Source organism: Paenibacillus sp. SAF-068 (genome assembly GCF_051967555.1).
In the GTDB taxonomy this organism is placed as follows: Bacteria; Bacillota; Bacilli; order Paenibacillales; family Paenibacillaceae; genus Paenibacillus.
Window position 1 is genome coordinate 1,258,872 of the sequence record NZ_JBQCJX010000001.1, and the last position, 23,378, is coordinate 1,282,249.

Consider the following 23,378-nt stretch of genomic DNA (forward strand, 5'->3'; position numbering starts at 1 on the left):
ATAAACATGCCATCCAAAGGAAGAAAATAGAAAAACGATGTTGAACTAAAAAGTGTGTGTTCAAAAAGTCTGGTTTTCAGTTTTTTGAATTACCTCTAAAAGGGCGGGAATCCATAATCCATGAGTATGATCCGTTCACTCCGTTTTAAATTTATTGTGGGTCTTACATTGATCATGCTGCCACTGTTCATGCTGCTTTATTATAATAACGTCTACGCCATGAAAGTCGTACGTGACAAAGTGTCCCTCACCAATATGAATCATCTCGCCAAGAGTGTGGAGCAGAATGAACGAGTATTGCAGGAGACGAATCGGTATTTATATAGTTTGGGCGAGAGGGACCCGGATATTATCTCTCTGTTTTTTCTGAAATACGGCAGCGGCGATTATATCATTGCTAAGCAACGGATTATGAATAAATTCATGACAGATATCGGTTTTTATAATCTAATCGATTCTTTTTTTCTATACGATGCCGTGAATGATGATCTGCTGCTCGCCACTTCAGGCAATTACGATGTCAAAAAGTCGGTTGTGCAGGAGAGTATGCCGGTCCAGATGCAGCAGTTGGAAGGGGACATCCAGAGTCCGGAATGGAGCATTGTGCGTGGAGGGACGTGGAATGCGCTCGTAAAAACGGTGCGTATCAACCAGCAGTTCTATGCAGGTGCCCTGGTTGATATGAATGCACTGAATCATACACAACAATTCACTGAATCTGGAGATCGAGGAGGCGCAGTCATTGTTGGAGCAGACGGTGGGGCCTTATCGGATTCCACATTAAATACTGCACAGATTCAGCTGGCTGCAGCGCATCTTTCCGGCCTGAAGAATCCATACCAGGTTATCTCTGAAGTTGTGAACAAGAGAGAAGAACGCCAATATCTGATGTTGGGTATTGCCTCGGCCATGTCCCGGATGAATTATATCGTGCTGCTGCCTGAGGAAGACATGATGCGTAACCTCCCGTTCTTCCAGCAGATCATTCGTTTGCTTCCCATTGGTGCTGCAGTCATTCTGGTTACTGCACTGATCTTTTTAAGGCATCTGTTATTCCGCCCGATGAATGCGTTGATCCGGGGCATGAGAAGGGTAAGCCGTGGAGATCTCGATGTGAAGCTGGACCCGCCATCTTCTTCGGAACTCGAATTCATGACACGAAGTTTTAATCAGATGACCAGTGAGATCAGGCATCTGAAGATTGATGTGTATGAGGAACAGTTGCGGACGCGGGAGGCAGAGTTCAAACAATTACAGATGCAGATCAATCCTCACTTTTACCTGAATTCACTCAATATTATTCATAGTCTGGCTTCCTTGCAAAAGCATGAGTTGGTGCAGCAGATGGCTGGTCATCTGGCCGATTATTTTCGATTCAGTCTGCGTGCAGGCAAACGTGTTATTCGTCTGGATGAAGAACTTGAGCACATTCGTCATTACTTGGAAATTCAAAAGCTGAGGTTTCCAAGCAGATTCGATTTTGAACTGGATGTCGAACCGAATCTGGGTCATTATGTAATTCCTCCATTAACCATTCAGCCCTTCGTGGAGAATGCCATTATCCATGGATTTCAGCGCCGGACGCAAGTCTTTGTCATTCGGATCGTGGCGCGCCTCGATGAGACATCATCCGTTCATGTCAATGGAACGGTGCTTCAATTGATGATTGTGGATAATGGTGTTGGATTTGATGAGGAATTGTTGGAGCGTCTGCAACATGGACAATACGCTGAAGACCCGAGTGGACAACATATCGGCATATGGAACGTGGCTCATCGCCTTTTAGTGAAGTATGGTGATCATGCGAGTTTGCAGTTTGAAAATGAGGCGGATCATGGCGCCAAAGTCATCATAGATTTACCCGCACAGACCGAAGAGGAAGAAGGGGGAGCCTATGCGGAACCTGTTGATCGTGGATGATGAAGTGTATGCATTACAAGCGATGGTGGAAGGAGTTGACTGGCAGGCAGCTGGCGTCGACCAGGTATTCAGTGCTTGTGATGCGGAAGAGGCAAGAAAAGTTCTGAAGGCAAGTTCCATCGATATTATGATCTGTGATATTGAGATGCCAGGCGAAACCGGACTTGATCTGCAGAGCTGGGTGCTGAAACATGATCCAGGCATGCTGACCATTTTCCTGACGGGGCATGCATTGTTCGATTATGCTCAGACGGCAATTAAACTTAACAGTTTTGATTATGTACTAAAGCCTGCTCCGGCGGATCAGTTGATCAAGGTGGTAAGTCAGGCAGTGGAGAAGATCAAGGATGGAGAGCAGCGCACCCGTACCAACGAAGTTTATGAGACCGTATACAAACGATGGAAAACGCATAAACCGATACTGACAGAACGTTTCTGGAAGGATGCCATCTCTCAGCGAATCACGTTAACCAAGCAACGACTGCAAGAGCTTGCAGAATTATATGGTGCCGAGATTGATCCGCAGGCCCGTGTATTACCTGTAGTGATCTCGGTAGAAGAGTGGGTGCGTGAATTTGATTTGCGTGATGAAGAGGTATTAGAGTATGCCCTTCGTAATGCAGCCAGGGAAATGTTGCTTGGCGACAAACCGGGTGAAGTGTTTCAGGATCATGGTGGATTGAATATTGTGCTTGCTTACGAGCAAGACGGCATCATACCGAGTGCATGTGAAGTGGCACAACGCTGTCAGGATTATATTCGGGAATGTGGTACGTATTTCTATTGCCGGTTGTCCTGTTATGTTGGTGCCCCGGTTGCTGTAACGGAGCTGCAAGGCATGTTGAATGAACTCATGGATATGGAGCGGCGTAATATTAAGGAGCTTGAAGAAGTTTTTGTCTATGATGAGCAAGGCAGAGTACAGGAAGATCGCTTTTTGCCTATTCCTTGGTTTTCGGAGTTATCCATTCTGTTTGAGACGGGCAAAGTAGGGGACTTGCGAGAACGTGTGGATGAGATTTTTGAGTTGCTTGCTGCCCAGGAGGGATTGTCTCCTGAAATGCTGCATCTCTACTATCATGCCATGCTGCATGTGGTCTACCCGCTGCTACATCAGAAAAACGTATCCATACGCAGTCTTTATCCGGGTGAACGGGAGCCGGAAGAAAGTGTGGTGACAAGATCGTTGCCTCAGTTGAAGCAATGGACATCGGATCTGATTGATCGTGTGATCCCGGTGTTGTACCCGGACGATCATAGTCCCATGACCATTGTGGATCAGCTGTGCGTTTATATTGAGACTCATATTGGTGAAGAACTTATGCGAGAGGAACTTGCAGCTTTTGCCGGATTCAATCCCGCTTATCTATCCCGTCTGTTTCGGAAAGAGAAAGGGATGTCCCTATCTGAGTTTATCCTGCAGGGCAGAGTAGCCAAAGCGAAGACGTTGCTGTCCCAGTCCACGGTCAAAGTGACGGATATCGCTGGCAAGGTGGGGTATTACAATTACTCGCATTTCACCAAAATGTTCAAAAAGTGCACGGGTATAACGCCGCAGGAGTTTCGCAAACAGTCACGTACCGTATAGTTCAGGACGCAGCATGCTGCGTCTTTTGCTTTTTTTCGGATGTCATAATTTGATAAGTCAATAGGTCACCACAGCAGATAGAGGTCTTACTCGCCCCGCCGTATACTTGAACCACAGGAGCCGCAACGGAGCTTCATCCTGAGGAAGAATTCAAGAGGAGTGAGGGAGAACACGTTATGAAGACACAACCCCAGGCGGGTAAGGGAGTACGGATATCGGAAATACCGGAAGGATCAGTCCGAAAGCGCAAATCGGTGTGGTACAATCTTGGCAAATTCAAGGTCCTGTATCTCATGTTCTTGCCAGGGGTCCTGTTTCTGCTGGTGAACAACTATATGCCGATGTTCGGCGTTCTGATCGCATTCAAAAATGTAAACTATGCTGATGGTATATGGGGGAGCCCGTGGAGTGGATGGGACAATTTCAAATATTTGTTCTCGACCAGTGATGCATGGGAAATTACCCGAAATACACTCGCGTATAACACCGTGTTTATTGCACTGAATCTCTTGGTAGGTGTTGGGCTTGCTATTTTGCTCAATGAAGTGAAGAACAAGGCAATGTCCAAGTTATATCAATCACTTATGCTATTGCCATATTTCCTGTCCATGATTGTGGTCAGTTATCTGGTGCTGGCTTTCCTGGGTAAGGATTCAGGGTTCATGAACTCAACAATTCTGCAGATGTTCGGCGGTCAGCCGATCGACTGGTATTCGGAGCCGAAGTATTGGCCGTATATTTTACCACTGGTGAACACATGGAAAAATATTGGATATTATGCCGTCATCTATCTGGCAGCTGTTGTGGGTATCGATGAAGAATATTATGAAGCAGCTGTGCTTGATGGAGCAACCAAATGGCATCAGATCCGCTTCATCACCATTCCGTTTCTCGTTCCATTGATCGTCATTATGACGTTACTGCAGATTGGCCGTATATTCTATGCAGACTTCAGTCTGTTCTACCAGGTTCCATTGGAATCGGGAGCGCTTTTCCCTGTAACGAATGTACTGGATACCTATGTATATCGTACGTTCCTGATCGGTGGAGATATCGGGATGTCATCAGCAGCCGGTCTATATCAAGCAATCGTCGGATTTGTGCTGGTTCTTGTATCCAATACCATCGTAAGGCGAATAGATAAAGATAATGCATTATTTTGAGAGGGGGCAAGTCAGCTGTGAAATCACATGATCCACTAGCCGTATCGAAGCGTTCCGCATCCGTAATTCATGCGATGTTTCTATTCTACGCCATTGCCTGTATCGTGCCGATCCTGCTTGTTTTTGCCATCTCATTTTCGGACGAGACAACTGTAATTGCCAATGGATATAAGCTAATTCCAGAGAAGTTCAGCCTGACAGCTTATGAGTTTTTATTCAGGGATATGGATCAGATCCTTCACTCGTATGGTATCTCCTTTATCGTTACTGTCGTAGGTACCATTACAAGTGTTGCACTGACCGCATTGTATGCGTATCCGCTCTCGCGCAGAGATCTGCCTTACCGAGGCTGGTTCGCCTTCTTCATCTTCTTCACGATGCTGTTCAATGGAGGTCTGGTACCTTGGTATCTGGTCTATGTCAACGTATTGGATCTGAAAAATTCCATACTGGCACTTATTCTGCCACTACTGCTATCCCCGTTCTTTGTACTGGTCATGCGTACATTCTTCGCCAACTCCATCCCGGTATCCATTCTGGAATCGGCTCGGATTGATGGTGCGGGAGAATTGAGAACGTTTGCACGTATTGTACTTCCGCTCTCTCTTCCCGTAATGGCAACCGTCGCGTTGTTCAGTACACTGAATTACTGGAATGATTGGTACCTTAGCATGATTTTTATATCAGATAACCGGACGATCAGCCTTCAGTACCTTATGTACCGGACGCTGCTCGATATTCAATATTTAACAACCAACTCCAACGTCTCTTCACAGATTTCATCGCAGGGCGGATTGCTGAATCTGCCTAACAAGACTCTGCAAATGGCGATGGCTGTTGTCGGTATTGGTCCAATCGTACTGGCATATCCGTTCTTCCAGCGTTATTTCATCAAAGGTCTTACAGTTGGCGCTGTGAAGGGATAACTCTGAACCGGTTAGCGGAGTGGTCAGGGTTAATGAAGATGGACTGAAAGGGCATATACAGAAGTAGTTGTAAGTTTAATTGTGAATTGGGGAAATCGGTTGTAGGGTTCAACACATGACAGGAGGGGTTCAATTGGTAAGATCATTAAAGGTATGGTCACGCATGATGGCAACAGTTATGGCGCTGAGCCTGGTGCTGGCAGCGTGCTCATCAGACAAAGGTGGAACAACAACACCTGGCGCAGAAGGAGGAGGAACAAGTGAAGGTGGGGGAAAACCCTATGAAGTGACACTGTTCTACCCAGGGACACCACAGAAGGATGTCGCTCTGGTGGAAGCCGAGATTAACAAAAAGATGGAACCCAAGATCGGTGCAACACTTAAAATCAATGCGATTGACTGGGGTCAGTGGGATAACAAGTTGAATCTCATGATCTCCTCAGGTGAAAAATCAGATATCATCTTCACAGCAGCTTGGCAGAACTACACGGTGAATGTAGCTAAAGGCGCATTCTTGCCATTGAATGATCTGCTTGATGCACATGGTCAGGATATCAAGAAAAACCTGGACCCTGCCTTTTTGGAAGGTTCCCAGGTGGACGGCGTGAATTACGGCGTTCCTACGAATAAGGAACTCGCTGCCACACGTGGTGTATTGGTACGTAAAGATCTGGCTGACAAGTATAAGCTGGATCTGACAGCTGTAAAGACATGGGCTGATCTGGAGCCACTGCTCAAAACCATCAAGGAAAACGAGCCAGGCATCACACCGTTCTATATGTCCAACACCAATGGTAACGGGCTATTGGAGAACCTGGATTGGGATTATCTCGGTGATGCTTCCGTGCCTGGAGTGATCTCCAAAACAGCAGGCGGAACAACGGTGCTGAATGAAGTGGAGACTCCTGAATTCAAAGAAGCGGCTGAACTTGCCCGCAAGTGGTATCAAGCAGGATATATCAACAGTGATGCTGCTACATCCAATGTGTTCCCGAAAGACCAGGCGAAAGCTGGAAAAGCGTTTCTTTGGACCGATGGCATGAAGCCAGGCAAGGATAAAGAAGAAGAAGGGTATGTGGGTTTCCCGCTGACTCAGATTGAGATGACACAGCCGACCATTACGACTGGTGATGCATCTGGAGCAATGCTCGCGATCTCCCGTTCTTCAGAGCAACCGGAGAAAGCGATGCAGGTCATCAACCTCCTGCATTCCGATAAGGAAATTAACAATTTGTTGAACTTCGGAATTGAAGGCACACACTATGTGAAAAAAGATGGACAGGATAATATCATTACTCTTCCTGAAGGCGTTGATGCCAACAGCCGTACCTACAACCCAGGTGCCCAGTGGCAGCTTGGTAACCAGTTCCTGAACTTCCTCTGGGATAATGAAGACCCGCAGAAGTGGGAGAAGTTCAAAGAATTTAACGCCAAAGGTGTGAAGTCACCTGCACTGGGCTTTACCTTCAATAGCCAATCTGTCAAAAATGAAATTGCTGCGGTCAACAATGTGAACAAACAGTTCAAACCGGGTATGACATCGGGTGCCGTTGATCCGAATGAGATGATTCCGAAATATCTGGAGAAACTGAAAGCAGCGGGAATTGATAAAATTATTGCAGCCAAACAGGAACAACTGGATGCATTCCTTGCCAAAAGTAAATAATCATTAGCTATGATAGAGGGACTTGTGTTACTGCAAGCTCTTGTCAGTGGCAAATATGGAGGACGTTTTCGGTGAACAACCGAAGGCGTTCTTTTTATTGTTGTTTTTTGATTTGGATTGTTAATCATAATTAGGAAAAATATGATATAATCAGGTGGTTGATTAGGGGGTGTTTGTGTGCTGAGAACCAGACTTGCGTTCTCTGTGGCTTTATTGCTTTTTGCGATCATCTTTACATTTAACCACCATCTGGGTTTTTCGGTTGGAGATACAATGCTCTCAGCAATAGGTGTATCACCGTATACTACATCTTATTTAAGTGGTGTTCATATCACACTTTTCCTAGGATTGGGGATTTTCGCCTGTGGTTTCTACCTTACTCGCAGAGAAATCGGAAAGTGGTTTCCTGGTTTTGCGAAAGGGTTGTGGATCGTAGTTCTTGCTATCGTTCTCAGTTATTCGTACATGACGGATAAATTCATGTATGTAGCCAAGTGGGGAGTTAGTGGTATTGATGCGATATCCTATGTACAGAATTCGAGCTCCTGTACCTTTAATGTGGTCAAAACGGGTGAGACACGAGCAACTTGTGATCTGACACTCAAAAACTACAGCGGGGAAGCCTTATCCGTTGTATTAATACCAGATCTGGCACGCAGTTACAAGTTTAAGGATGATCCACTATTGAATGCCCTGCAGTCTGTCCAATTAAGACCAGTACATATTGAGATTGAGCGTTATGGAACGTTTAGGGGCAAGCTGGATTTTTACGGGAAAGCTGAATCACCTCTGTTCGTGAGTGGAAAACTTATGGATATTGTACTGGATGTAGGTGTGGATGGATCGAATACCGTGTTTGATTACGATATTCCATAGTTGATATTTTTATAGCAAAAAAAGAATGATTACATAAACAGAAGTGGAATAAGGTTTAAGTTGAATATAAGATCAAAGATATATATTGAAATCAGGTAGGAGCTGGCTAATCGCTGGCTCTTTTTTGTGTATGGAAGTTGTATTTAGTGCAGAAATATTGGTTTTATCTCCTTCCCCCTTGAATTGGTAACGCTTACGCTAGATAATGAATCGGTTTGTCTTAAAAAAATAGTTTGTCTTTACCGCTTACATCATTAGAATTAATGTCACGACAAATTAAGACAAGGTGAGATGAAAAGATGTCATATCGGACAAATCTGTTTTCCAAAATGGTCATTTTAATTCTGATTATGCTAGTTCCAGTTGTGCTCCTGTACTGGTACTCCAATCACAAAACGACAGCCGTTCTCAGAGATGAGTTGAATCGATCAAATAGTAACCAGCTTGAGTTTTTCCAAAATCAGGTGAACACACACATTGAGCTGTTATCCTCATGGCCGAATCTGCTCATACATGATCCTGATATTGCCAGCTTCCGACGAATCTATGCAGACAGTAACTATTTTGACCTTGATGCCATTAATTTGGTTAAGCGTATTCAAAATAAGTTGAGCATTCAGGAAAGTTCTTCCAACTGGGCCACTAAGTTATATCTGTATTCTCCTTCGTTAGGAAGGGTGGTTTCCGAAAGGGACGCACGTTCTTACGATAAGCAGATGTTAAGGGAGAATATTATTTCCGGCTGGGATGTACGTAAAATCCAGGATGGCGAAGATGATCGGTTCATGTTTAGCTGGATTACGGTATCGCCGTATGGCATTAAAGACCCGGCTAATAATGCGGAAACAATTATTAAACTGGAGTTTGATAGTGACAACATTCGGGATATGCTCGACAAATTCAAGGATGATGGCAGGCATGATCCTTTCTATTTCCGTGAAGAGTCGGGGGTTATCTATAACCGGACTTCGGATCGTTCCCTGACGAATCAATTGATGGAAGAACTGTCCATCCATACTCTTCAGGATGTTGATAACCGAACTGTGGTGATAGATGGCGAGCCTTACATGGTTAACACCGTGAAATCCAGTACGACAGGCTGGTATCTGGTAGACTACATGCCGCTGTCCGATATACTGAAGCCCATTCATCAATCGAATATGCTGTTCTATTCTTCGATGATTTGTTTGTTGTTGATGAGTTTTGGTGTAGCCTACTTGTTATATGTACAGGTGCAGGTACCCGTGAAACAACTCATTCGCGGGTTCCAGCGATTGAAGCAGGAAGATTATTCAGTGAGGATTAAGCCGAAGGGCCGCAATGAATTCAGTTTCCTTTCCGAACGTTTTAACTTGATGGTGGAGCAGATCCAACAGTTATTTGAACACGTTTACCTGGAACAGATTCATGTGCGTGAAGCACGGTTGAAGCAGCTGCAATCGCAGATTAACCCGCACTTCTTCTATAATTGTTTCTCCTTCATTACGAGTATGGCAAAGCTGAAGCGTATGGACGCCGTTGTGGCGATGTCGCATAACCTCTCCCGGTATTATCGGTATACGACAAGACAGGAGCGGGACGTGGTACCGTTGACAGAAGAGATTGAATTTGTCAGTTGTTATCTGGAGATCCAACGGATGCGTATGGACCGGATTCATTACACGCTTGATCTGTCAGATGAGATGTTAAGGCAGGAGGTACCGCCACTCATCGTGCAACCATTAGTGGAGAATGCGGTGATTCACGGTATCGAAGCGGATGCGGAAGCTGGAGAAATAAGAGTATCCGGAGAAAAACAGGGCGGTGTCATGGTTCTTGTGGTTGAAGATGATGGGCAAGGTATGACACAGGAGGAACGCGAGGCGCTCCTGAATAAGCTCAGGGGAACGATGGATCAGGAGATGGGCTGTGGTCTGTGGAATGTGAATCAGAGACTTCAACTCCGATATGGGGATCAGGCAGGGATCGATATAACGGAATCGGAACTTGGTGGATTGCGTGTGACCCTGTCGTGGCCAGCCGAGCAGGAGCTGCTTTTGGAGAACGAAGGATGAGCCTCTAAAGTGTCTGGAGCATGATGAATAATGGAATGCATTTGCAGAATGAACGAGATAGGGAGTGACTTGCTTGATAGATATACTGCTGGTAGATGATGAAACGTACGTAACAGAAAGTCTGGAACTTACAATCCCTTGGGGAGAGCTTGGAGTAACGACCGTGCTTCGTGCTGCCTCCGGTAAAGAAGCGCTGGAGATTTTGGAGGAAAATGCAGTAGATATCGTGGTAACCGATATTCGCATGCCGGGCATGTCGGGATTGGATCTTATTGCAGAGGTAAGCAAACGCTGGTCTCATATCCGCTGTATTTTGCTGACCGGTCATAGTGACTTTGCTTATGCGAAGAAAGCGATTCAATTGCAGGCAGCAGATTATATCCTGAAACCTGTAAACGATGATGAATTCATGAGTTCTGTGTCGGCAGCCATCACATCTCTTCGCGATGAGTGGGATGAATTCGACAAATATCACCGACTCTTATACAGTCGGAAGTCTGACTATAAGATTTTACGGGAAAATCTTATGCATGATCTGCTGCTGGGTCGTGAGATCACGGCGCGGGCACTTCGTGAACAACTGCAACAATATGAGATTCATATTGATCCGGAACAATCCGTTGTCATGATGCTTATTCGCCTGACAGGACGCTTCTCATCAATGGACCAGCAGTCTCTGGATCTGATGGATTTTGCGGTAGGTAATATCGCAGAGGAAGTGCTTGGAGAGCAATTTAATGTATGGTTCGGTCGCGGACCTCATGAATGTCTTGTTATGTTTTTGCAAAATCAAGAACAGAGTGAGTCTCCACATATGAAGTTGGAGACGTTGAGCCTATCGGCTGAAACATTCCGTGAGCATGTCATTCGGTATTTGCAGGGAGATCTGTCGATGGTGGTTACACCTTCATTTCCCTTTAATGAGTTGACAGCAGCTTATCGCAAAAGTCTGGGTTCGCTCGTTCTTTCCGGGCCGGAAGAACACAAGATTATATATATGAACATGGATCAGGCACTCGGCAAAAGACCGGAGAATGATGCGACGCTGGCGCTTGAAGAGCTGTATAAACCGCCTGTGCTTCCGCAACTGCTCGAGACCAAGCAATGGGAAGCGGCGGCGCGTAAGCTGAACACGGTCTTTGATGCGGCAGAACAGGTACGATTGTCCAGAGAACATGTGTATGAGATGTATCTGTCCGTAACCAATGCATTCATGTATATCGCCCATAAACAGGGGCATCTGGTACATGAGATTGATCATGCGGGATTCGACCTGCTTCTCGCTCATCAGTTGATTCAATCCCCTGAGAAGCTGCGACGCTGGGCAACCGAGATGCTGTCCAAGCTGCAGGAGGAATTGTCGGATCAGGAAGGTGTGCAGAGCCGCAGACATGTGATCAAGCAGGTTCAGGAACTGGTGACAAGAGACACCGGACAGGATCTGTCGGTGAAGATGATCGCCGACAAGGTGTATTTGCATCCCGTATATCTATCAAAAATTTACAAGGCAGAGACAGGGGAAGGTCTTGGGGATTACATGATACGTATGCGTATGGAACGTGCTCTGTATCTGCTTAAGAATAGCAACAAAAAGATATACGAGATTACGAGTGAACTCGGCTATCAAAATCCGCAATATTTCAGCAAAATGTTCAAAAAACATTATGGTATGACACCCAATGAATTTCGGGATCAGGCATAATTACAACAACATTCCAGAATATAGGTTGGCAAAGGTGCAGAAATCTTGATTTCGTATCATAGGATCAAAGTCCTGGTCAGCCTATAATGAAAGGGTAACCAAAACGATTTAAGGGGGAACAACATGAGAGCGCAATCAACGAAAAAGAGATTCTTGACGCTTCTCGCTACAACGCTGAGTCTAACTGTCGTTCTTGCAGGATGTTCAGGAGACAGTGGAAGCGGAAATAGTGCAACACCAAGTACATCTGGAACCCAAAACGAATACAAAGAAAAGTATGATCCGGAAGTAACCATTACAACAGCATGGGGAATCGACCCTGAGTTGAAGTTTAAAAATGGCGAATCCATGGAAAATAACGTGGCTACCAAGTGGGCCAAAGATCAATTCGGGATTAACATTAGCTCGCTCTGGTCTGTAACGGATACGAATGGCGCATTTGCAACCAAACTTCGCCTGGCGATGTCTTCTGGTCAGGATATGCCTGAAATTGTAACGGTGGGTGACAACTTGCTTGCTCAGGATCTGATTGATTCCGGCATGTATCAGGAAGTTGGTCCACTGTTCGACAAATATGCTTCAGACACATGGAAAAAAGCAATGGAGCAAGATCCTAACGTATGGAACCAATATAGCCGTGATGGTAAAAGAATGGGTATCCCTGTTCTGGACTATGCCTACAACAATGATTACTTGCTCTGGATTCGTCAGGATTGGCTGGATAAGCTGAAGCTGGAAGCTCCAAAAACAATCGATGAGCTGGAAACCGTTATGGAAGCATTCAAAAACAATAACCCGGACGGTCTGGCTCCTGAAAAAGTCACTCCGCTCAGCATTGGTTTCAAAACATCCATGAATACATGGATGGGAGACCCATCCTGGATTTTCGGAGCATACGGAACATTACCGTTCCAATGGAATCTGGCTGCGGATGGCAAGCTGGAGTATGGTTCCATCAATCCAGGCATGAAGCAAGGATTGGTCAAATTGAGCGAATGGCTCAAAAAAGGGTATATCCCGCAGGAAGCAGCGCTATGGGATGAGAACAAAACAGCAGAGCCAGCAGTTGCAGGCACCGCCGGTATTATCCCAGGTCCTTACTGGATGAGTGGATGGCCTTTGACTGACACGGTGAAGAATTCACCTGGTGCCGTTTGGAAACCGATTGAAATTCCGACAGGGCCTGAAGGTAAAGCAATGCGTCACGGAACACAATTTGTAAACGGTGTCACGTTGATCAAAGCAGATATGGAACACCCAGAAGCATTCTTTACGTATCAGAACTACCTGTTCGACAATTATGCTGATCCAGCACCGGGTAGCCCGTATGATAACGGTCTATTTGACGGATATGACTACCAGCTGGACGCGAACGGAAAACAGAAAAAGCCAGACGAAATTGATGGCGGATATGTCAATGTCGTACGTTATTTGTTAGTTCGTGATGGTGCGCGTATTCCAGATGCACAGATGAAAGCACTTCTGAACTTGGCGGATGGCAAAGAGCCTGAAAGCAAGTTGGAAAAAGACGTAGCTGTAAACTATGGTGCAGAAACTCCAGCGGCAGCAAAAGTGTTGCTGAGCCAAGAAGAAATTTCATTCAAAAATATGTTCACAGGGCCTACAACACAGACGATGAAATCCAAGCTGGACTACCTGAACAAAATCGAGAATCAGGCATTTAACGAAATTATCTATGGCAAAAATCCGGCTGATGCGTTTGATACTTTTGTACAAACGTGGAAATCCGGTGGTGGAGATCAAATCACACAAGAGGTCAATGCGTGGTATGACGGTGTGAAAAAATAGTTTTAAGCAGCGCCCAGACGATATCGTCTGGGCGTTTTTTTATGTTAATTCAAGCTGAAGCAAAGTGGTTGAATTTGTGCCATTTATATTGCTTTTATGTGCTGTTTGGACCCCGTAAAAGGTTGATATAATCGCATTATAAGCCACTCAGGGAGTACTTGAGTAGGAAGAAATACAGGGGGAGCAATCATGAGAACTTTAAAACGTACTTGGCCATTCCACGTAATGCTGCTGCCAGCGATCGTCTTTCTGATCATCTTCAGTTATGTGCCTATGGGCGGGATTGTTATGGCATTTCAGAACTATAAGCCATGGCTTGGAATTAACGGATCTGAATGGGTCGGACTGGACAACTTTAGATATTTGTTTGAACGTGAAGACAGCTTACAAGTTATCTGGAATACATTGATCATTGCTGTGCTTAAACTGATCTTTAACTTATTTGTTCCATTTGTCTTTGCCATTCTTTTGAATGAAGTTCGCAAGATGGCGATACAGCGAACCATACAGACGCTTGTCTATTTACCTCACTTCTTGTCCTGGGTCATTCTGGGCGGGATTCTGATAGATCTTTTGTCAACAGGCGGCTTGGTTAACCGGGTTCTGGGGACCTTCGGACTTGGGCCATACTTCTTCCTCGGGGATAACAGTTACTTCCGTTCTACGGTCATTCTGACAGATGTGTGGAAGGAATTTGGCTATAATATGATTGTCTTTCTGGCTGCCCTTGCCGGAATTAATCCAGCATTATACGAGGCAGCAGAGATTGACGGAGCAGGACGCTGGAAACAGACACTGCACATTACAATTCCTTCGCTTGTCCCGATGCTGATGGTTGTAGGAACACTGGCACTTGGTAACGTACTGAATGCCGGATTTGACCAGATTTTCAACCTGTATAACCCGCTCGTCTATCAAACGGGAGACATCATAGATACCTTTGTATATCGTTCTGCGATGCAAAACGGTGAGATGGGCTTCGCAACCGCGATCGGATTATTCAAATCGGTCATTAGCATGATCTTGATTCTTGTATCGTACAGCTTAGCCAAAAAATACGCTGGATACCGCATATTCTAATCGAATGAACAGAGAAAGAAGGGACCACGATGTACCATAAATCATTGCCTTATCGCGTGTTTAATATAGTCAATACCTGCTTTCTGATTCTAGTTGCCATCATGTGTATCATACCGATGGTTCACGTACTGGCGGTATCCTTTAGTACAAAGGCTGCTGCGGATGCGAATCTGGTCAATCTCTGGCCCGTAGGTTTCTCACTTGAGGCATACAAAAAGACGATGAACAATCCAATTTTCTTGAACTCCCTCTGGATCTCACTGTTACGTACAGTGATTGGTACAGCTATCACCTTGCTGATTACGTTCCTGGCGGCGTATCCGTTGTCCAAAGAAAATAGTGAGTTCAAAGGCAGAACGATTTACTCCTGGATTTTTGTATTCAGCATGATTTTCAATGGAGGACTGGTTCCATTCTACATGGTTATCCAGAAGATCGGGTTGATGGATTCCTTCTGGGTACTTGTACTCCCAGGGGCGGTTAATACATTCCTGGTCATCCTGATGCTGAACTTCTTCCGTGGTATTCCGAAAGAGCTGGAGGAAGCGGCGTTAATGGACGGTGCTAACCACTTCAGAACACTGTTCAGTATCTTCCTGCCGATCTCTTTGCCGTCGATTGCAACGATTGCATTGTTCAGCATGGTGTTTCATTGGAATTCCTGGTTTGATGGATTGCTGTATATGAATAATGCCAAGGATTATCCACTGGCTACCTTTATGCAAACCGTTATTATCGGACGTGACATGAGTAGCATGAGCATGAATCCCAAAGAGATGGAATCTCTCTCTCAAACGACGGTAAGAGCGGCTCAGATCTTCATTGGAAGTGCACCAATCTTGATTGTGTATCCTTTCCTGCAACGTTTCTTTGTCAAAGGTATGACGTTGGGCTCAGTTAAAGGCTGAGCCTGTACCCCAAATTAATGGAGGTTGATACAGTGAGCAATATGACGGAAAAGACATTCGTTCTGGGAATGGATGTGTCTTTTATGGATGAAATTGAACAGCATGGCGGGAGTTATAGTGATGTGGACGGCAAGGAACAAGACTTGCTGTCCATCCTGAAGTTCAATGACGCTAACGCGATACGACTTCGAATCTGGAATGATCCTGTCGGCGGGTTCTGTAATCTGGAGCGGACGGTGGAGGTAGCCAAACGGATCAAGGAACAGGGATTGCAATTTTTGCTTGATTTCCATTACTCTGATCGCTGGGCTGACCCAGCCAATCAATGGAAGCCAAAAGCATGGGAGAATCTGTCCTATGAAGAGCTTCAACGTGCGGTATGCATGTATACGGCTGATGTCCTCAGAACGTTGAAGGAACACGATGCGCTTCCAGACATGGTGCAGGTCGGCAACGAGATTACGCCAGGCATGTTATGGAATGAGGGGCGTGTCGGTGGAGAAGAGCATGATACGGATGAACAGTGGGAGCGTTTTGCAGGCCTTGTAAAGTACGGAATTGCTGCGGTCAAATCCGTTGACGCGGATATACAGATCATGATACATATTGATCGGGGTGGAGATAACGCCGAGAGCCGCAAGTTTTATGATCGATTTGAAGCACTGGGTGTGGAGTTCGATATCATTGGTCTCTCATATTATCCTTGGTGGCATGGCACACTTGATGCGTTACGTGATAATCTTCATGACCTTGCTGAACGTTATGGCAAGCCTATCAATGTAGTTGAAACCGCTTATCCATGGACGCTGGAGCAGCCGGAAGGCATTGAATGGATTCTGAATCAAGAAGAACTGTTGTTGCCAGGATACCCTGCAAGCGTAGAGGGACAGACCAAATATCTGAAAGATTTATTGCAGATTATCCGTGAAGTTCCGGGTGGATTGGGGCACGGATTCTATTATTGGGAACCTGCCTGGATACCAAGTAAAGAAGAGTGGTCTGTCGGACATCCGAATAACTGGGGCAACCTCACCATGTTTGATTTTAAAGGTCGCAAGTTGGAATCGTTTACAGCGCTAGCTACTACAGAGGAATCGGATGTTGTGACCTACGTGTAATATCGCACAGGTTCTCAAGTTGTATCTGATGAAAATATGAAGTCAATGACAGTTGATGCTGGGTAATTTGAGTCGTGAATATCGTTGTATTAAATAAAAATTGCAATCAAAAGCAAGGGAGTTGTCCTTATGACATACAAATATGCACCCGTAAGTTCCAAAGCCCCGCACATGTTGCATGGCGCAGACTATAACCCGGAGCAGTGGCTCCGCTATCCTGAAGTTTTGGAAGAAGATATCCGCTTGATGAAGCTTGCGAAGTGTAACGTGATGTCCGTCGGCATCTTCTCGTGGGTATCCCTTGAGCCGGAAGAGGGCGTGTACACGTTTGAATGGCTGGATCAGGTGTTGGATCGTTTTGCAGCAAACGGCATCTATGCCTTCCTGGCTACACCAAGTGGTGCGAGACCTGCCTGGATGTCCGCGAAATACCCGGAAGTGCTCCGCGTATCCGAGAATCGTGTCCGCAATCTGCATGGTTTCCGTCACAATCACTGTTATACTTCCCCGGTATACCGTGAGAAGGTTACTGCGATCAACACAAGACTGGCAGAACGTTATTCGGATCATCCGGCTGTCATCGGCTGGCATATCTCGAATGAGTTCGGCGGAGACTGTCATTGTGATTATTGTCAGGAAGCGTTCCGTGGTTGGGTTCAGAAGAAGTATGGAACACTTGATGAACTGAATCATTCGTGGTGGACCACATTCTGGAGCCATACGGTTACAGATTGGAGTCAAGTGGAATCCCCGGCTCCACACGGTGAGACACAGGTACACGCGATGAATCTGGATTGGCGCCGTTTCGTTACGGATCAGACAGCTGATTTTATCGTGCATGAAACGAAACCGTTGAAAGCGCAGAATCCCGATCTGCCAGTTACCACCAACCTGATGGAATTCTATGGCGGTCTGAACTATTGGAAGTTCGCTGATATTCTGGATTTCCTTTCCTGGGATAGTTATCCGACTTGGCATGATGCAGATGACGATGCAAAACAGGCATCCCGAATTGCAATGATGCATGACATCGTTCGTTCCATCAAAGGCGGTCAGCCGTTCTTGCTGATGGAGAGTACGCCAAGTTCGACGAATTGGCAAGATGTCAGCAAGCTGAAAAAACCTGGCATGCATCTGCTCTCTTCTCTTCAGGCTGTGGCACACGGTTCCGACAGTGTTCAGTACTTCCAGTGGAGAAAGAGCCGTGGGTCCAGTGAGAAGCTCCATGGCGCAGTCGTAGACCACGTTGGAACGGAACATACTCGCGTGTTCCAGGATGTGACGGATGTAGGTACGGCTCTTGAAGGCATGGAAGCGATTGTCGGAACAGCGGTTCCGGCAGAAGTTGCAATCATATTCGATTGGGAAAACCGCTGGGCCGTTAACGATTCACAGGGGCCGCGCAATATCGGTGTAAAGTATGAGCAGACGGTGGAAGAGCATTATGAAGCGTTTTGGAAAAAGGGAGTCGCTGTAGACGTTATCGATATGGATGCAGATCTGTCCAAGTACAAGCTGCTGATTGCTCCAATGCTCTATCTGGTACGAGAAGGTGTTGGGGAACGCATTGAGAAGTTTGTAGAACAAGGCGGTACATTTGTAGCAACTTACTGGTCGGGTATTGTTAACGAAAACGATCTGTGTTTCCTGGGTGGATTCCCAGGTCCACTGCGGAAGACACTTGGCATCTGGTCCGAGGAAATTGACGGATTACATGATCGTGATCTGAACGGAATTATCCCCGAGCAGGGTAACGAGCTTCAGCTGAGTACAGCATATGATGCCATTGAACTGTGTGATCTGATCCATCTGGAAGGCGCGAAGTCCCTGGCTATCTACCGTTCTGACTTCTATGCCGGGCGGCCGGCATTGACGGTTAACCAGTTGGGTTCAGGGAAAGCATATTACGTGGCGACACGTCTGAAAGCACCGTTCTATGATGATTTTTATGCTCAGCTAATCGCTGACCTGAACATTGAGCGTGGACTTGAAACGGAGCTTCCTGCCGGAACAACGGCACATACCCGTACTGATGGTACTGCTGATTACGTGTTCGTGCAGAACTACACACCAGATGAGAAGCGGATTGAATTGGACGGACAGTCCTATACGGATCTGCTCAGTGGTGATGCTTTGGAATCCAGTCTCAGCTTGAATCCATATGACATTCGTGTCCTTCGCAGGCCGTCTGTTCGCAAATAATATAGGTCCATTCTGACTTTATAAACGGAGTGAATATGCAAAAAGAGTGCCCTGAACGCCTGAAATTGGTGTTCAGGGCATCTTTTTTTATTTTATGTATTTGGCGGTTGAACGACTTTTTCTGGACAAGATAAAGGATAAACGTGTCCACGCAGCGAAGACAAACAGGTAACTTGTAACTCAAGACTTTCAGTCTGGGAGGAATGGAAATGAATCAAAGAAATCTGGATGGTAACAGCATTATTATTCGACTGGAAATGACAACTAAGGATATCAAGTTTGGCGAAGTGGCCTCGGCCATCTCGGAAGGTGGGGGAGACATCATTGCCATCGACGTGATTTCCACCAATCAGGATGTAAGTGTGCGTGACTTGACGGTCGCCGTTACAGATGCGCAAGATAACAGTAAAATTATAGAAGGGGTGCGCCAGCTTAAGGGTGTGTCCATTATTAATGTATCGGATCGGACGTTCCTGCTTCATCTGGGCGGTAAGATCGAAGTAACACCCAAAACCCCGATTCAAAACCGGGAAGATCTGTCACGTGTGTACACCCCGGATGTGGCTCGTGTATGTTCAGCCATTTCAGAAGAACCCGGCAAAGCCTTCTCACTGACGATTAAACGGAACACAGTGGCCGTCATATCTGATGGCAGTGCGGTGCTGGGACTTGGTAATATTGGTCCTCGTGCAGCGATGCCCGTCATGGAAGGTAAAGCCATGTTATTCAAACAGTTTGCAGGCGTGGATGCTTTCCCAATCTGCCTGGACACACAGGATACCGAGGAAATCATACGTACTGTGAAAGCGATATCACCTGGCTTTGGCGGCATTAATCTGGAGGATATCTCGTCACCGCGTTGTTTCGAAATTGAACGTCGTCTGAATGAGGAATTGGACATTCCGGTATTTCATGATGACCAGCATGGCACAGCGGTTGTGTTATATGCCGGTCTGATCAATGCGCTCAAACTGGTGGGCAAGTCCATTGAAGATGTGAAAATCGTGGTCTGTGGTATCGGTGCGGCAGGTGTAGCATGCAGTAACATATTATTGTCTGCGGGAGCCCGTCGGCTTATTGGTGTCGATCGTGAGGGGGCGATTGTACGGACACAAACCTATGAGAATGAAGTATGGAGTGATTATGCAGCTCGTACCAACCCGGACCTGGAAACCGGTTCACTGCGTGATGTCATTCGTGGAGCCGACGTGTTCATTGGCCTGTCCCGCGGCAATCTGTTAACTCGTGAAGATGTGCAGACCATGGCAGAAGATCCTATTGTGTTTGCGATGGCGAACCCGGTACCTGAAATTATGCCTGCATTGGTGGAAGACATCGTGGCTGTAATGGCAACAGGACGATCCGATTATCCGAACCAGATCAACAACGTGTTATGTTTCCCAGGCATCTTCAGGGCAGTTCTGGATTGCCGAGCGACTGAAATTAATGAAGAAATGAAGCTGGCAGCTGCGCAAGCGATTGCTTCGGCCATCACGGACGAAGAGCGTACACGCTATTACATTATTCCGAGTGTGTTCAATGATAAAGTGGTTAAATCGATGCGCCGTCGCGTGATTGAAGCAGCCGTTAAAACGGGTGTGGCGCGACGTATTCCTCGTGAACAGGCCCGTGAAGGCGGGGAGTCGTAAGATGTCAGAGAACCCTCTTCAACCTGGTGGGAATCTGCAAGAATTAGGCCACATGCATAATATAGATGGAATAACAGCAGGAGAGGCTGTTCTGCGAGCTGCGCGATCGTATGTTCAAGGTGACTCATCCAAGCATAGTGATGGTCATGACTGGCCGCACATCGAGCGGGTAACGGCACTTGCAGTCGAACTTGCTCATCGCATGGGTGCAGATCCATTTATCTGCGAACTGGCCGCATTATTACATGATGTACCGGATGAGAAGCTGAATGAGAGCCTGGAAGCCGGGATGTCCAAACTGAATGACTGGCTGGATACCCAGCCGCTTGACCCGGATTTACGTCATAAGGTTGTGGGTATTATTAGCACCATCTCATATGCGGGAGGCCAGCGTCCTGCAGTCGGCTCGCTGGAAGCACAGGTTGTACAGGATGCGGATCGACTGGATGCACTGGGTGCCATTGGCATCGCGCGAACCTTTGCCTTTTCAGGGGCCAGAGGGCGCGAGATGTACGATCCTTCCCTTCCCCCACGGAAGCATATGACCCGTGAGGAATATCGCAATGGGCGCAGCACAACGATCAATCATTTTTACGAGAAGTTGTTCAAGCTCAAGGATCTGATGAATACCTCCTATGGCAAGGAGCTGGCGGAACAGCGTCATGATTATATGGTGCAGTTCGTGGAGCAGTTCAAAAGGGAATGGGATGGCACAGACCGTTAAGCTGGCACAATAAGCGTGCATTTCTCACCGTATAATAAGTAATGGAGGCGAATCTTTGAAGTGGTGAAAATCATTTTGAAGATTTGCTTCTTTTTGGGTTAATACTGTGTATTAACATACATAAACGACTCATTTCATAATACCTCTGACTTATGGCATGGCAACGGAACACCTTCCATGGTACAATAAATCGTTCTCCTGAATGAATTCAGGCAAAAAAAGAAATATGGGGTAATAATGAAAATGATCATCACATGTAAAATTAAAGGTTCGGTAAAGAGGAGGGGTCGCCGCCATGTCGTTTGGTGCACGTGTACTTAAGACGGGGATCGCGGTAACGCTTGCTTTGTACCTAAGCAGCCTGTTCCTGAACCCGCAATCTCCCGTGCCTGCCGCAATCGCGGCCATATTCGCCATGCAGCCTTCCATCTATCGTTCCTGGAAATATTTCCTGGATCAGCTGCAGACTACCACGCTTGGAGCTATTGTGGCCCTGGTCGGAGGCATGGTGTTGTCCAATGAGCCAATCGCTGTTGGATTGATTATCGTACTGGTCATCATGATTTGTCTTAAATTGAATATGGGTGAGACGGTTGGCCTGACACTGGTCACGGTTGTATCCATTATGGAAGCTTCGGGCGACTGGCATTTTGCACTCAATCGTTTTCTGTTGACACTGGTTGGCATTGTATCGGCGTTTCTCATCAACATTACCGTATTTCCCCCGAAACCAAAGATTCAATTCGTGAAGCAGATTCAGAGTGTCTTCAGCGGCATGTCGTTGCTTCTGCGAACCTCTATTTCGGATGAGATTAAGGAAGTTGTATTCCGGGAGGAGAAAAACAACCTGGGCGGTTCCATTAAGTCTCTGTCCGACAAGTATAACTTGTTTGAAGAGGAACAGAAAAAGATGAAACGTTCGAAATTCAGCGAAACTCGGCAGATGGTGGTCTACAAACAAATGCTGCTGAGTCTGCAAAAAGGTTATGAGGTGCTGGATTCCGTGGAACGTCACTATTTCCAGGCACCGCGGACAACGGCCATGGATCAGTTTTTTGACTCACATCTTGAACTGGTTATCAAATTCCATGAGCACGCACTGCTCAAGTTCGAGGATAAGCTGAAACCTAATGGGGAAGAGGCCGCACAATTTGTATTGGATAATGACCGCTTCATGGAGCAGGCGATCACCCAGTTTGATATCGACAAGGAAGGAATGTTACGATTGTCGATCGTGGCTGCTGCGATCTATGATTACGGATATCAGCTGGAGCGTCTGAATCGACTTGCCGAGCATGTGCATAGCTCCAGTGAAGACAAAGAATCTCAGGACAAAATCTTGAATTGGCTCAAGTGGCCTTAATGAGAATTGCGTATCTGCTTCGTGATCAGATACAATGGAACTACAACATTGCCCGGACAATCGTGTCCGGGTTGTTTTGTCATACATAGGGCTGAATGGCATGAATCGCATGAATCGCATGAATGAATATTAACGAACTGAGGGATAGAGACATGATTATAGAGGAAATGGACGCTGAACTAATGGAGTGGTTGAGTGGGACAAATCTGGAGCATAAACAGCATGAAGCCATGCAATTGCTGACCGTATCAGAGGATCGGTGGCCGCATCAGGCGATGATTAGTATGGGGGAAGTGATTGCGTTAAATCCCCATAAGCTTCGACTGGCTCTATGGCAGAGAACACAGACGAGTATGAACATGAGCAAAACAGGTAAGGCTACCTTGATTGCGGTTCAAGGACAGCGATTGTTACATATCCGTATAGAAGCAGAACGGCTGCCTGAGATGAAGGGTGCTGTTCATCCGAGGGATCGTTTTGAAGCACAAGTACTCCATGTACGTGTGGATCACGCGCCATATGCGGAGATCACCTCAGGAATAACCTTTCAATTAAAAGATGAACTTGGAGCGATTGCGCGCTGGAAAGAGACGATTGAAGAATTACGAAAGTAGGCATGAGTAGATTGGT

Annotated in this window: 17 protein-coding genes; all 17 read left to right on the forward strand. The window is 46.2% G+C overall.

Annotated features, from left to right (window positions below):
* Window positions 1–120: 120 nt before the first annotated feature.
* The 17 genes from ACTHPG_RS05635 (at window position 121) to ACTHPG_RS05715 (ending at window position 23,362) form a co-directional block, all read left to right on the forward strand.
* Window positions 121–1,920 carry a sensor histidine kinase gene (locus ACTHPG_RS05635; RefSeq protein WP_440388147.1) on the forward strand — a complete coding sequence of 600 codons (1,800 nt, stop codon included), beginning with the start codon at window positions 121–123 and terminating at the stop codon, window positions 1,918–1,920.
* Window positions 1,895–3,508: a response regulator transcription factor gene (locus ACTHPG_RS05640; RefSeq protein ID WP_440388149.1), complete on the forward strand. Its 1,614-nt coding sequence runs from the start codon at window positions 1,895–1,897 to the stop codon at window positions 3,506–3,508. The genes ACTHPG_RS05635 and ACTHPG_RS05640 overlap by 26 nt, the downstream gene beginning before the upstream one ends.
* A gap of 176 nt (window positions 3,509–3,684) precedes the next feature.
* A complete protein-coding gene (locus ACTHPG_RS05645) occupies window positions 3,685–4,671 on the forward strand; it encodes an ABC transporter permease (protein WP_440388151.1) in 987 nt (328 codons plus the stop codon).
* Between the two features lie 17 nt (window positions 4,672–4,688).
* Window positions 4,689–5,597 (forward strand): carbohydrate ABC transporter permease, encoded by a 909-nt coding sequence (locus ACTHPG_RS05650; protein ID WP_440388153.1) that lies wholly within the window; start codon window positions 4,689–4,691, stop codon window positions 5,595–5,597.
* A gap of 133 nt (window positions 5,598–5,730) precedes the next feature.
* The gene (locus ACTHPG_RS05655; protein WP_440388155.1) at window positions 5,731–7,263 is read left to right on the forward strand and encodes an ABC transporter substrate-binding protein; all 1,533 of its coding nucleotides are present in this window, start codon (window positions 5,731–5,733) and stop codon (window positions 7,261–7,263) included.
* A gap of 177 nt (window positions 7,264–7,440) precedes the next feature.
* The gene (locus tag ACTHPG_RS05660) at window positions 7,441–8,139 is read left to right on the forward strand and encodes a hypothetical protein (RefSeq protein WP_440388156.1); all 699 of its coding nucleotides are present in this window, start codon (window positions 7,441–7,443) and stop codon (window positions 8,137–8,139) included.
* A 299-nt stretch (window positions 8,140–8,438) separates the two neighbouring features.
* Window positions 8,439–10,193: a sensor histidine kinase gene (locus ACTHPG_RS05665; protein ID WP_440388157.1), complete on the forward strand. Its 1,755-nt coding sequence runs from the start codon at window positions 8,439–8,441 to the stop codon at window positions 10,191–10,193.
* A gap of 73 nt (window positions 10,194–10,266) precedes the next feature.
* Window positions 10,267–11,895, forward strand: coding sequence for a response regulator transcription factor (locus tag ACTHPG_RS05670; protein WP_440388158.1), 1,629 nt, complete (start codon window positions 10,267–10,269; stop codon window positions 11,893–11,895).
* Window positions 11,896–12,018: 123 nt separating this feature from the next.
* Window positions 12,019–13,704 (forward strand): sugar ABC transporter, encoded by a 1,686-nt coding sequence (locus ACTHPG_RS05675; protein WP_440388159.1) that lies wholly within the window; start codon window positions 12,019–12,021, stop codon window positions 13,702–13,704.
* Window positions 13,705–13,893: 189 nt separating this feature from the next.
* Window positions 13,894–14,784, forward strand: a complete 891-nt coding sequence (locus ACTHPG_RS05680; protein WP_440388160.1) for an ABC transporter permease — start codon at window positions 13,894–13,896, stop codon at window positions 14,782–14,784.
* Window positions 14,785–14,813: 29 nt separating this feature from the next.
* On the forward strand, window positions 14,814–15,692 hold the full coding sequence (locus tag ACTHPG_RS05685; RefSeq protein ID WP_440388161.1) for a carbohydrate ABC transporter permease: 879 nt from the start codon (window positions 14,814–14,816) through the stop codon (window positions 15,690–15,692).
* A 41-nt stretch (window positions 15,693–15,733) separates the two neighbouring features.
* The gene (locus ACTHPG_RS05690; protein WP_440390141.1) at window positions 15,734–16,810 is read left to right on the forward strand and encodes a glycoside hydrolase family 53 protein; all 1,077 of its coding nucleotides are present in this window, start codon (window positions 15,734–15,736) and stop codon (window positions 16,808–16,810) included.
* 129 nt (window positions 16,811–16,939) lie between these two features.
* Complete coding sequence (locus tag ACTHPG_RS05695) at window positions 16,940–19,012, forward strand: beta-galactosidase (RefSeq protein WP_440388162.1); 2,073 nt, start codon at window positions 16,940–16,942, stop codon at window positions 19,010–19,012.
* Between the two features lie 209 nt (window positions 19,013–19,221).
* Window positions 19,222–20,661, forward strand: a complete 1,440-nt coding sequence (locus ACTHPG_RS05700; RefSeq protein WP_440388164.1) for an NAD-dependent malic enzyme — start codon at window positions 19,222–19,224, stop codon at window positions 20,659–20,661.
* 1 nt (window position 20,662) lies between these two features.
* A complete protein-coding gene (locus ACTHPG_RS05705; RefSeq protein ID WP_440388166.1) occupies window positions 20,663–21,385 on the forward strand; it encodes an HD domain-containing protein in 723 nt (240 codons plus the stop codon).
* A 295-nt stretch (window positions 21,386–21,680) separates the two neighbouring features.
* A complete protein-coding gene (locus tag ACTHPG_RS05710) occupies window positions 21,681–22,748 on the forward strand; it encodes an FUSC family protein (RefSeq protein ID WP_440388167.1) in 1,068 nt (355 codons plus the stop codon).
* 152 nt (window positions 22,749–22,900) lie between these two features.
* Entirely contained in the window at window positions 22,901–23,362 is a 462-nt protein-coding gene (locus ACTHPG_RS05715; protein ID WP_440388168.1) for a pyridoxamine 5'-phosphate oxidase family protein, read from the forward strand.
* Window positions 23,363–23,378: the final 16 nt, after the last annotated feature.

Excerpts from the sequence above, each read along its gene's own strand:
- ACTHPG_RS05635 (WP_440388147.1), top strand. The coding sequence starts at position 121 with ATGAGTATGATCCGTTCACTCCGTTTTAAATTTATTGTGGGTCTTACA.
- ACTHPG_RS05640 (WP_440388149.1), top strand. The coding sequence starts at position 1,895 with ATGCGGAACCTGTTGATCGTGGATGATGAAGTGTATGCATTACAAGCG.
- ACTHPG_RS05645 (WP_440388151.1), top strand. The coding sequence starts at position 3,685 with ATGAAGACACAACCCCAGGCGGGTAAGGGAGTACGGATATCGGAAATA.
- ACTHPG_RS05665 (WP_440388157.1), top strand. The coding sequence starts at position 8,439 with ATGTCATATCGGACAAATCTGTTTTCCAAAATGGTCATTTTAATTCTG.
- ACTHPG_RS05675 (WP_440388159.1), top strand. The coding sequence starts at position 12,019 with ATGAGAGCGCAATCAACGAAAAAGAGATTCTTGACGCTTCTCGCTACA.
- ACTHPG_RS05680 (WP_440388160.1), top strand. The coding sequence starts at position 13,894 with ATGAGAACTTTAAAACGTACTTGGCCATTCCACGTAATGCTGCTGCCA.
- ACTHPG_RS05685 (WP_440388161.1), top strand. The coding sequence starts at position 14,814 with ATGTACCATAAATCATTGCCTTATCGCGTGTTTAATATAGTCAATACC.
- ACTHPG_RS05690 (WP_440390141.1), top strand. The coding sequence starts at position 15,734 with ATGACGGAAAAGACATTCGTTCTGGGAATGGATGTGTCTTTTATGGAT.
- ACTHPG_RS05695 (WP_440388162.1), top strand. The coding sequence starts at position 16,940 with ATGACATACAAATATGCACCCGTAAGTTCCAAAGCCCCGCACATGTTG.
- ACTHPG_RS05700 (WP_440388164.1), top strand. The coding sequence starts at position 19,222 with ATGAATCAAAGAAATCTGGATGGTAACAGCATTATTATTCGACTGGAA.
- ACTHPG_RS05705 (WP_440388166.1), top strand. The coding sequence starts at position 20,663 with ATGTCAGAGAACCCTCTTCAACCTGGTGGGAATCTGCAAGAATTAGGC.
- ACTHPG_RS05710 (WP_440388167.1), top strand. The coding sequence starts at position 21,681 with ATGTCGTTTGGTGCACGTGTACTTAAGACGGGGATCGCGGTAACGCTT.
- ACTHPG_RS05715 (WP_440388168.1), top strand. The coding sequence starts at position 22,901 with ATGATTATAGAGGAAATGGACGCTGAACTAATGGAGTGGTTGAGTGGG.